Origin of the sequence: Paraburkholderia sp. RL17-381-BIF-C (genome assembly GCF_046026435.1) — a bacterium.
GTDB lineage: Bacteria > Pseudomonadota > Gammaproteobacteria > Burkholderiales > Burkholderiaceae > Paraburkholderia.
In genome coordinates, this window is record NZ_JARESX010000128.1 from 1 (window position 1) to 11351 (window position 11351).

An 11351-nucleotide genomic window follows, 5' to 3' on the forward strand; every position below is an offset into this window, starting at 1 on the left:
CTGAAATCTATCGCCGGCATCCTGCTCCTGCCAGCAGTGGCTGCGGCATTCGCCTACGGGTATGCCGCCAGAAGCGTTCGTCTTCGCTGGCGAGCAGTCAGACGTGCTCTCAGACTGGACTGGATAGCCGTCCACCACGGGCCGCTTGAGATCCGCACACCGCCCTCATGGGGGGAAATCGAGCCTGGTCCAGAGGGCACGCTGATCCTGCACAACCGCCCATCGAGGATGAGGGTCGACGGTGACGCTGTCTGGTACGGATCAGCCATGGAACTCAGGATACGACCAGGCAGCGAGGCACGGCCAGATCTGGCCCGTGCGACGCGCTGCTGGTCGCGCCAGCTTGGTTCGCCGCGGGCGTCATTGACAGCGGATCTACATGTCGCCTTCGGTGTTACGCCTGCAAGAGTGAAAGAAGCCCGACGCGTGCTGTCCTCGATGCGTCTGAATGGAGATCCCGGTCTGATAGTCTGGCCGGAGCAACAGCCTGCCACAACAAGTGTCGCGTTGCGGCGAGTTTTACCACCGCACAGCTCGAACATCGCGCGCGATTTTGAGAGCTTCTAGGCGGATGAGGTCGTACGCGCAAGGCAGTCGTTAGCAAAAAAACATTGTCGATTTTTTCGGCTTTAGAACCAGGAACAGGAGAGTATTTCATGGAGGAAGTCTGGCGCCTCTCGGCAACTGAACTGGCCGACCTCATCAGATCGAAAAAAATCTCCGCGAAAGAGGCGGCACAGGCGGCACTTGCCCGACTCGATGCAGTCAATCCGAAAATCAATGCGGTGGTTGATTACAGACCTGATGACGTGCTCTCACAGGCGGCAAAAATAGATGCAGCGATCGCACGCGGCGATGAACTGGGACTGTTGGCGGGAGTTCCTGTCACGATCAAGATCGGCGCGGATCAGGCGGGCTTCGCCACCACGGATGGCATGAAGTTGCTGCGCGACCACATAGCAACGGTCGATAACCCGGCAGTCGCCAATCTACGCAAGGCTGGCGCAATCTTACTGGGCCGAACAAACTGCCCTACCGTCTCTTATCGCTGGTTCTCTTCGAACTTACTTCACGGCGACACCAAGAATCCTCGCGACCCTAGTATCACTCCTGGAGGTTCGTCCAGCGGTGCGGGTGCGGCGGTCGCAGCTGGAATCGGGCACATTGCTCACGGAAGCGATATCGCAGGTTCAATCCGCTATCCAGCATATGCCTGCGGAGTACATGGGTTGCGGCCCAGTCTAGGCCGTGTCCCCCACTTCAACCCGAGCTTTGGAGGGCGTTCGATCGGCGGCCAGATTGGCGCCGTATCTGGTCCCTTGGCACGCACCATAAACGATCTGCGAATCGCGCTGGCGGCGATGTCTGCACCCGACGCTCACGATCCTTGGTACGCACCAGTTCCACTCAATGGGCCACTCCGACCGAAACGAGTTGCGATGTGCTTAAATCCAGATGGCCTCGACCCAGTGCCCGAAGTAATTGCAGCGGTGGCAGAGGCTGGCAAGCGATTGCAAAGCGCTGGGTGGGTTGTTGAACAGATCGACGACACGCCGCCCATGCGAGAGGCCGCCGAAATCCTGACCAAGTTATGGCTTGGAGACGGCTACGAGGCCCAACTCGAAATAGCCGAACGCGAAGGCGATCCAGGCGCGCTTGCCTGCTTGCGCGGCATGCGCGACCGAGTATATCCATTCGATCTCTCCGCGGGATTGGCCAGACGGGATATGTTGGCACGCGAATGGTTTGCCTTTCTAGATAAGTATCCAGTGCTGTTGATGCCCGTGTCAGGTGAATTACCGTTCCCAGATAATCTCGACCTCAAAGATGACGCGTCGTTCGAGCGCGTGTGGCACGCCCAGATGCCGCAAGTAGGTCTTCCTCTGATTGGCGTGCCCGCACTATCAGTTTCGACTGGGCTAATCGGACGAATCCCAGTAGGTGTTCAACTTGTGGCGGCCCGCTTCCGAGAAGATTTGTGTCTTGCAGCGGGCGAGGCAATCGAAGCGGGAGAAAGACCACTTGCGATGCAATGATCCAAATCACTTGCATCTGGCAGTCGAAGCCTCGAAGTTGTTGGCAGTTGAAAAAGAGTGAGGAAAGGTATCGTGCAGTCATTGGCTGCACTGCATAAGGCGGCAAGTGACTGCACCTCCCGATTCAAATTTGTGATGATGATGGCAAATTCGCTCCGGGACATCCAAGAGACACGACAGCCAGAGAAATAGTAAGACGTTTCACTGCATTGTTACGGAACTGTTGTAGCTTTCTAACGAAAATTCCGAACGGTGGGTGCGCTGGTTAGCTTTTGGTCGCTGGGCGCAACGTCAACTTTTGAAAGTCTTGTCCTAAATGTCGGTCATGCCAGCGGTCTACGGATTGGTAATCAACCGGCCTCTTCCTCTCCCGCACCACTCCTTCAGCAAAATTAGTCACTAAGAAAGAACGTCCAACTCAAAGGCTCCTTCTAGTCATGTCCTCTTCAATGCCCCCCTATCGTGGCGCCCTGTTCATGGTGTGTTCGACCGGATCTTATATCGTCAGCGACACATTTATGAAACTGGCAACTGCTGGCCTTCCGCCATATGAAGTGCTGCTGCTGCGCGGCGTATCTGCCACGATATGCGGTATTTTTCTACTAAGTTTCCTCGGGCAATGGCGTATCGTGCCAAAGATCTTCGACCGATGGGTGTCAATACGAAACCTGATCGAGCTGGCCTCCGTTGTTTGCTACATCCTGGCGCTGGCCAAAATGCCTATTGCGAATGTTGCCGCGCTTACACAGATCACTCCTCTGATAGTGCTAGTCGGGGCAGCAATTTTTTTCCGAGAACGTCTCAGCAGTACGTCGATCACCCTGATAATTGTCGGATTCGCTGGTGCAATCATGGTTGCACAGCCTACAAAAGAAGGTCTTTCTCTCTTTGCAGTGCTGGCACTAGGAAATGCAATTTTTGGAGCAATACGCGATCTTGTGGGTCGTCGGGTCCCAGCAACAGTTCCAGGCATTTTGGTGGCATTCGGTGCATCTGTATTGGTCCTGATTGGAGCCATCGCAATACATTTCACCCTTGAAGAAACGATAGTACCCAACGCAAGGCATGTTCTGCTGCTTACGGGTTCCGGCTTATTTCTGTTCGCGGGTCACTACTTACTCTTCACCGCCTATCGTCTCGGGCCGACAGCGATCGTCGCGCCATACTACTATTTTTTTAGTGTCTGGGCCTTGATCGCGGGCGTTCTGGTCTTTAACACGTTGCCGAATCTCATGGCTATCACAGGTATTGTACTCGTGATCGCCAGCGGTGTAGCTATCGTCTTATTTGACCGATCTCGAATGCGGCCGGCTCCTGTTGCAGGACTCATGTAAGAGCAGAAACGTTCACCTTGCATCTTTCCTATGCTTTGATCAAACCAGCACACGTTAAAGGATGTTTGTCTCTCGTTGTATTTATCCATTTATCAAATGACAACCCTCATCGGAGCAATCGCGCGTCGAGATAAGTGATCGAAACATCTCCAGCAATGGGACCAGCCTAACCACTTGCATGCATCACACGATGTCCCTGAACCACGTACAACTTCAGTGAAATTCAGCACATGGTCGATGTTCCACAGCTTATCAACAATCACTCGTTCGACACTCTCGTGTGCATGAAAAGAGAATGGCGACGTGACGAGCTCGCTCTTCGTCGCTGAAGGCCGAGGAACTCATCAAGCAGAAAATCTGGGAATCTATAGGTCAGATCAACATCAATTAAGTCGTACTCTCACGATCGGACAGAAAAACGAATCCTCAATTCTTGCTCTTTACTTTGAATTTCTAACTATTTTTCATGTGATAGAAATTGCAAGATCGCCCACTCTTCGCTTGCGAAATGCCGTGATGAGCACTATCATTTACTAACCGCCAGCAATGAAATCACTGGCAGTTCAGCGGCACACAAAAGACATCCTAGTCACCTGGGACAAAAATTTCTTGCTGGATTCGAGCAGCGGCGGCGACCATTTGTACGCGTCTCAACTGAGTGTTGCCATTCTTTAGCACAAGCAGTTTAGAGCGGGCGGCGGTTGTCGATGCCGCACTGTCCTGTGGACTCCCACCGTTGGTCCAGCGACTGTTTCAACGACGCGGGCGGAGACCGCCCGCTTCCTTTCATTCACATTTTCAACCTGATATGAACATCTCAAAGTTGGCTCACTATTCGATACGTACGACCGATCTTCCAGCCTCCCTGAAGTTCTATACTGAGGTGATCGGATTGAGAAACGGATGGCGGCCACCATTCAAGTTTCCAGGACATTGGCTCTATCTCGACGAGAAGGACGGCATAGAGGGAGATCAAGGTTCAGTCCATTTGATTGGAGTCGACCCAGTCGACCCATCTGGTCTTATCGAGGCCATGGGCGATAAAGATATTGAGTCCCTTCATGGAAGCGGCGCCGTCGATCACGTCGCCTTCTTTGCCGTGAATCGGGATGAGGTGCGTGAAAACTTGACCCGGCTTGGCGTTCCGTATCGCGAACGGACCGTCCCCACCCTTAAAGTGCATCAGATTTTCCTGGAAGATCCTTCTGGCCTCGTGGTCGAATTGAACATCCCGTTTCTAAACGATGACGAAGGTGCTGACGCCTAGTTCGCCGCAGATGCAGCACAACAAAGGTAAAGCATGAAATTATGAACACCATCATTGTTGGTGGTAATGCGCCTTCAGTTTTCGAAACTTTACCGGATCATCAGGTCGTCGCGTGGGCGTGTTCTGAATTTCATCGCAGAACCGGCCACGCAGCTTTCGAATTCTCGCCGACGACAGCAACAGTCTGACCAACGCTTTCATATGTTGACCTTGTGACTACAAGCGCACATCTAGGGATGGTGTGGAACAGCTTCATCTGTCAGAGCGTATTCTTCCAGCCCAACACATTCGCTGTGCTGACAGATACATTTTATCCGTGCGTCAGCCTGAAGACTTCGGCCTTCAGGCCAAGGATGAAAGGCCTCTGTGAGCAGAGCAACCGGAATTATTCAGTTTTTCAAAGCAGAACCATGACGTGCCTATACGGAGAGACAACCGTACTAGCACATGCAGCACACTACTCGCGTTCTTCGCCTCCGACTGAAAGATAAACACGCAGCCATGCTGCGGCAGCAGGCGCGCGCGGTTAACTTCCCGTGGAACTACTGTATCGAGCTATCGATAAAAATATTGGAGCGCGAACGACGGTTCATGAGCGGCTACGATTTTCATCCGTTCACCAAGGGCTCGGGCAAAGCGGGCCTTGACCTGCATTCCACAAGCATCCAGGCGGTCGCTGAGGAGATTACGCGGGCATGTCGCTCGATAAGGTCGATGAAGCGTATTCAACCCAGACCTGTAGCTGCTGTAACAGGCGCACAGGCCCGAAGGGTCCGGTAGGACTTGGAATAAGGGAATGGCCCTGCCCGGAGTCTAGCGCGTATCACCATTGCGACGTCAACTTGGCGGATAACATTCTCGCGGCGGGACGTCGCCGTCTGGCAGCAGCAATCCCCGTCCTTCGCGCGCTCTGCGCGGCAGCCGTAGGCTGAGGTCGGAGAGGACGTCAACGTAAAGTCGATACGCATGCTACCTCGCCGGCCTCAGTCTAGATAACTGCGGCATACCACGCACGCCCTACGAAGAAGCATCAAAACAGCTAGGAAATTGATTTGCGCACAGTATTTCGGTTCGGTGGGATCTCTATGCCAAGATGCGCCCGCAACGTCGACCCCTCGTATTCACGTCGAAACAGTCCCCGCGCTTGCAAAAGTGGGATAACGGTCTGAGTGAACAACGCCAACTGTCCTGGCATTGTTTCATGCAGGATAAAGCCATCGACTGCTCCAGAATTGACCCACTTTTCGATATTATCTGCAACGTGATTCGGCGATCCCAGGAAATCGCTACTCTCGGAGGCATATCTTAGTGCAACCTGCCTAAGCGTTAATCCTTCGCGTTTCGCCGCGGCTGAAATCCTGAGCACGCGCCCTTGCCCGCTGTTCTTTGTGGCATCGACCACGTCGGGGAATGGAGCATCGAGTTCATACTGCGTAAAATCGTGATCACCAAAGTACAACCCCAGCATAGATAACGCACTACTGATCGGCGTCAACTCCGCCCTTTGCATCCGCAATCTTTCTGCTTCGTCTTCTGTCGAGCCGATGATTGGACCCATCTGTGGCAAAACGAAAATCTCATCAGGATCACGATTAAAACTTTTAGCGCGATTTCGGACATCACTCCTGAATGCAATGGCCTCTTCCAATGTGGAGGGTGCCGCAAAGATGCCAGTAGCATAACGTGCAGCAAAATTGCGTCCTGTTTCGGACAAGCCCGCCTGGAAGATAACCGGTTGACCTTGACGAGATCGGGCAATGTTAAGCGGTCCTTTGACTTTGAAGAATTCACCAACATGGTTAAGAGTGTTCAGTTTTTCTGGGTCAAAAAACTTACCGGCGCTTTTGTCATAGACAAACGCGTCATCTTCCCAACTGTCCCAAAGCCCTTGAACAACCCACAGATGCTCTTCGGCAACGCGGTAACGAACACTATGCTCCAAGTGTTCTGACTTCCCGAAGTTATCTGCAGTTCCCTCCAACCACGACGTCACAATATTCCATCCCGCGCGCCCTTCGCTGATGTGATCCAGCGACGCAAATTGTCGTGCAACGTTGAACGGTTCACTATATGTCGTAGTGACAGTGCCAACCAAGCCGATGTGAGATGTCACGCCAGCGAGTGCGGAGAGTATTGTTAAAGGCTCGAAGCGATTCAGGTAATGCGGACTGGAGTGTTTATCGACAGATAGACTGTCTGCAACGAAAATGAAATCTAGCTTTCCTGCCTCGGCGATTTTTGCCCGGTCACGATAGTATTGAATGTTCGTGCTTGCGTTGGGGGTGGCGTCAGGATGTCGCCAGTCTGACCATGTGCGCCCAGCACCCTCTATATGAAAACCGAGCTTGATTTGCTTTTTTTGATTCATAGTTTAGACCGAAATTTATTGATTTACGCTACCAATTAAGATCTCTTGATCACCGGTTGCAACGTATCAGGATTTTTCAAAACTTTGTCAAAGGTTAAATCCCAGATCGGAAGTGTGTTTGCTCTCGATTTCAGCTCGCCTGCTTTGGTGAAGGTATCTGCCACTTCCTGTAAAGCCGATTGAGCGTCTGGTGTAATGGGTAGAATTTCCAACGGTCCGCTGGCATTTTCCACGAGCCTCAATATGACGTCATATTTAACGCCTGAGATGTCAGACCATAACTTCGCATATTCCCGCGGATTGGCATTCGCCCACGCGTAACCATGCCTTACTCGAATGAGATAATCTGCGAGCGCTTCACGGCGAAGCGGGTCGGCGATGGCGAGAGGATTTGCAATAGTCATTTGGAATCCGCTCTCATACCCCTTCCCATAGGAGAGAACCTTCGCACCATACGTCATGACATTGAACGGAATCGCGTGACCATACATTACCCAGGCATCGACATATCCACTGAGAAATGCTGCCTGCCCATCTGCCGGAGAGAGCGGAACCGGTTTGACGTCAGACCAAGATAAATTATTTTTCTCGAGAACCTTCAATAAAATATAGTGACTGCTCACTGCACGAACGTAGCACACACGCTTCCCACGCAGATCCGAAATTGTCTTTATCGGCGATCCACTCGGAATCAGAATAGCCTGCGCATTATCATCAAGGCGGCCACTTGAAATAAGCTTAACTTGCGCTCCAGATGCGGACGCAAAAGCCGCCGCTGGTTCACTCGCAAGACCAACGTCTAGAGCATCCGCGTTCATTGCTTCGACGGCTGAGGCCGTAGTGAGAAATTCCGCATATTTAATTTTGTACGGAAAATTACCTACTCCAGCTCGCTCCCACAGATCGCTTAGATTTGCAGGGAAAAATCGGTTTCTCGCCACACGAAGCTCTACGCGAGACAGATCTTTGGCAACGGCTCCTAAACATGCTAAAGGTCTAGTTCCAAGCAACAAACCAGCGCTCCCTGCAGCGCTCATAGCTAAAATATTTCTTCTGTTTATCTTAGTAGTACTGAAATTCATTTTAGATCTCAAAATATATTCTGTCGATATATTCGATTTGTATTATCTAATTCGGTCTATTTTTCGATAGATAAGTAAACGTTCTCGTTCAGAATGGACATCCGGATTCGAGACATCGACCGACACGGGAAAATACAGCTCTCACCTTAGATTCTCAGTGGAATTGGTCGATGAGGCTTGCATTATTTAAGCCGTCAGCTCTTCAGCGCAGACAGAGACTGCCACCTAGTAGGTTATTTGTTCGGCTGCGGCGTCATGCGCAGATACGGACGCAACGCCTTGTAACCCTTCGGGAACTTCTGATTGATCAGCTCCTCGTCCTTCAGCGACGGCACGATCACCACGTCATCGCCTTGCTTCCAGTTGCCAGGCGTCGCAACCGAATAGTTGTCGGTGAGTTGCAGCGAGTCGATCACGCGCAGCACTTCGTCGAAGTTGCGGCCCGTGCTAGCCGGATACGTAATGGTCAGACGCACCTTCTTTTTGGGATCGATCACGAACAGCGAGCGGACGGTCAGCGTCTCGTTCGCGTTCGCGTTCGGGTGAATCATGTCGTACAGTTCGGCCACCTTTCGCTCGCTGTCAGCAAGAATCGGAAAGCCAACGTTCGCAGCTTGCGTCTCGTTGATATCTTTGATCCATTCCTTGTGCGACTCCGCGCTGTCGACCGACAGCGCGATCGTCTTCACATCGCGCTTATCAAACTCGCCGGCCAGCTTCACGGTCAGGCCGAGTCCGGTGGTGCAAACCGGTGTGAAGTCGGCGGGGTGCGAGAACAGTACACCCCAGCTGTCGCCAAGCCATTCATGAAATCTGATATGACCGACGCTGGACTCCTGCTCGAAATCTGGCGCGATATCGCCAAGACGTAGACTCATTGTTCATCTCCTTAAAGGTAACCGGACTTCATCCGCGGGCTCTGACCCGTAACCACAAAGCATACGACAACGAAACTACATTCCGAACCAATAACGCGTCACTACTTTATTCGTCCTAGTGCTTTCACAGATAAAAATGAATCGATTTCCTTGGCTGACACGCCTTGTTTCTGGATCCAATGAGATCTACCTACGACTACGAAAAAAACGGCCAAATCAATGGCCGTTGAGAAAATATTTAAGATTTCCATACAATCCCACGGGTAGATATAAACACGAACATTGCCGATATCTACGTGTATAGCCACGACTAGCGGGAGTACGACAATCAATCTGCAGTTTTTTCGGCCCGTCATTGATCTCTACATCGAGCCCTCTATCAATCGCGCCAACCCGCGAGTTTCCTCAACTACGCCTTAATAGCTGTTATCCATCGATATCGTTTTCGTTCAGCAACATTTGTGTCAAGCCCATACCCGAACGAATCATTGGCCAGACACGCTCACCTGAATCAATCAACACTTCCAGAAAGACGGTTCGATCCCGTGTTTCCAAAAACGTGTGGAGCGCCTCATCGAGTGAGTCCCTTGAGTCCACCCGGAGCCCCACGTGCCCATAAGCTTCTGCCAGTTTTACAAAATTTGGAAGAGATTCCATATATGAGTGAGCGTAGCGTCCCCGGTGATCTACGTGTTGCTGCTGCCTGACCATTCCGAGACTTTGGTTATTGAGACAAAGCACCTTCACGTTGATTCCATACTGCATGCAAGTCGACAACTCCTGAATACACATCTGGATCGAACCATCGCCAGTGACGACAATGACGTCCGATTCAGGCTTTCCCAATTTAGCGCCAATCCCGTACGGAAGTCCTACACCCATCGTCCCGAGACCGCCGGAATTAATCCAGCGACGTGGCTTTCCGAATTTATAATACTGCGCAACCCACATCTGGTGCTGGCCGACGTCCGAGCAAATGATCGTATCGTCATCGACAAGCTGACGAAGGCTCTCAAGGACAAACTGCGGACGCAATTTCTCACCAACATTGTCGTAGGCGAGGCATTCGCGTGCCCGCCACGCATTGATCTCACTCCACCAGTGTGAAAGATTCTGTCGGGTTGAAATGCGCTTGAGTTTAGATATCAGCTGCGAAATTACATTACGCAAATCCCCGACTATAGGAAGGTCAACCTTCACGCGCTTGGAGATCGAAGATGAATCGATATCAATGTGAATGATCGTGCGATTTTTACTGGAGAAATCAGAAGGATTTCCAATAACGCGATCGTCAAAGCGAGTGCCTAGTGCAAGCAAGACATCGCAGTTATGCATTGCCATGTTAGCTTCGAACGTCCCGTGCATTCCAGGCATGCCCAAGTAATGCTGGTCTGTTCCAGGAAAGGCTCCGAGTCCCATTAGGGTCGTTGTAATTGGAAAACCGAGAAGGTCGACGAGTTCCTTTAACGACTCAGCAGCATCGGCAAGTACTACGCCACCCCCAACGTAGATGTAGGGCCGCTTCGCTCGTGCAAGCGCATCAGCGGCCTTCTGGATCTGCCCGTCATGACCTTGCTTTGGAGGCGAATAAGATCGAATTTGCACCGATTTCGGGTATTCGAAAGGTGCGCGTTTCACAAGAACGTCCTTTGGAACGTCCACCAGGACAGGGCCGGGACGTCCCGATTTTGCCAGATGAAACGCTTTCTTGAGGACATTCGGCAGTTCCGACACCTCGCGCACCATGAAATTGTGCTTGGTGATAGGCCGCGTAATGCCGACCGCATCACACTCCTGAAAAGCGTCTTCACCGATGACACTGGTCGGAACATTGGCCGCAATGATAACCAACGGAATAGAATCGAAGTGGGCTGTGGCGATACCTGTAACGGCATTGGTGACACCCGGTCCGGACGTTACAAGTGCCACGCCCACCTGGCCAGTGACTCTTGCAAAACCATCGGCCGCGTGCAGAGCCCCCTGCTCGTGTCGCACTAGAATATGCTTCACGCGATCCTGCTTGATCAAGGCATCATAGATTGGGAGCGCAGCTCCACCAGGATATCCCCAAATGTACTGGACTGCCTCTGCGCGCAGCGCAGCAACAATCATCTCTGCACCGAGAAGATCGACATCGCTAACGGCAACGTTCTCGATGGTCTCCAACTCTTCTAAATTGTGGTTCATTGCAACGTCCTAATATTTCTTTTCTTGCTAGTGAGCCGCCTTCCGTGTTGGCGGCAGATCGGTACAGACGCCTTCGTACAACTCGGCGGCCATACCGATCGATTCGCCGAGCGTCGGATGCGGGTGGATCGTTTTACCGATATCCGTTGCATCTGCGCCCATTTCGATTGCCAGGCAGACTTCGCTGATCAGGTCGCCC

11 protein-coding genes are annotated in these 11351 nt (G+C 52.0%); 6 read left to right on the forward strand and 5 right to left on the reverse strand.

Features of this window, described 5'->3' with window-relative positions:
- The 6 genes from P0D70_RS35275 to P0D70_RS35300 all read left to right on the forward strand — a co-directional run.
- Nucleotides 1-567: hypothetical protein (locus P0D70_RS35275; RefSeq protein ID WP_408187912.1), on the forward strand; the 567-nt coding region annotated here is incomplete at its 5' end.
- Nucleotides 568-656: 89 nt separating this feature from the next.
- Nucleotides 657-2036 carry an amidase family protein gene (locus P0D70_RS35280; protein WP_408187921.1) on the forward strand — a complete coding sequence of 460 codons (1380 nt, stop codon included), beginning with the start codon at nucleotides 657-659 and terminating at the stop codon, nucleotides 2034-2036.
- Nucleotides 2037-2473: 437 nt separating this feature from the next.
- Nucleotides 2474-3370, forward strand: a complete 897-nt coding sequence (locus tag P0D70_RS35285) for a DMT family transporter (protein ID WP_408187913.1) — start codon at nucleotides 2474-2476, stop codon at nucleotides 3368-3370.
- Nucleotides 3371-4178: 808 nt separating this feature from the next.
- Complete coding sequence (locus P0D70_RS35290; RefSeq protein WP_408187914.1) at nucleotides 4179-4637, forward strand: VOC family protein; 459 nt, start codon at nucleotides 4179-4181, stop codon at nucleotides 4635-4637.
- 41 nt (nucleotides 4638-4678) lie between these two features.
- On the forward strand, nucleotides 4679-4825 hold the full coding sequence (locus P0D70_RS35295; RefSeq protein WP_408187915.1) for a hypothetical protein: 147 nt from the start codon (nucleotides 4679-4681) through the stop codon (nucleotides 4823-4825).
- A gap of 507 nt (nucleotides 4826-5332) precedes the next feature.
- Nucleotides 5333-5569 carry a zinc ribbon domain-containing protein gene (locus tag P0D70_RS35300; protein WP_408187916.1) on the forward strand — a complete coding sequence of 79 codons (237 nt, stop codon included), beginning with the start codon at nucleotides 5333-5335 and terminating at the stop codon, nucleotides 5567-5569.
- 107 nt (nucleotides 5570-5676) lie between these two features.
- Here P0D70_RS35300 and P0D70_RS35305 read toward each other — a convergent pair whose 3' ends face one another.
- The 5 genes from P0D70_RS35305 to P0D70_RS35325 all read right to left on the reverse strand — a co-directional run.
- Entirely contained in the window at nucleotides 5677-7005 is a 1329-nt protein-coding gene (locus P0D70_RS35305; RefSeq protein ID WP_408187917.1) for an LLM class flavin-dependent oxidoreductase, read from the reverse strand.
- A 35-nt stretch (nucleotides 7006-7040) separates the two neighbouring features.
- The gene (locus P0D70_RS35310) at nucleotides 7041-8087 is read right to left on the reverse strand and encodes an ABC transporter substrate-binding protein (protein WP_408187918.1); all 1047 of its coding nucleotides are present in this window, start codon (nucleotides 8085-8087) and stop codon (nucleotides 7041-7043) included.
- A 233-nt stretch (nucleotides 8088-8320) separates the two neighbouring features.
- Nucleotides 8321-8965, reverse strand: a complete 645-nt coding sequence (locus P0D70_RS35315; protein WP_408187919.1) for a peroxiredoxin — start codon at nucleotides 8963-8965, stop codon at nucleotides 8321-8323.
- A 426-nt stretch (nucleotides 8966-9391) separates the two neighbouring features.
- Nucleotides 9392-11152 carry a biosynthetic-type acetolactate synthase large subunit gene (gene ilvB / locus P0D70_RS35320; protein WP_408187920.1) on the reverse strand — a complete coding sequence of 587 codons (1761 nt, stop codon included), beginning with the start codon at nucleotides 11150-11152 and terminating at the stop codon, nucleotides 9392-9394.
- 27 nt (nucleotides 11153-11179) lie between these two features.
- Nucleotides 11180-11351, reverse strand: a 172-nt coding sequence (locus P0D70_RS35325) for an oxidoreductase dimerization domain-containing protein (protein WP_408187922.1), incomplete at its 5' end; no start/stop codon positions are given.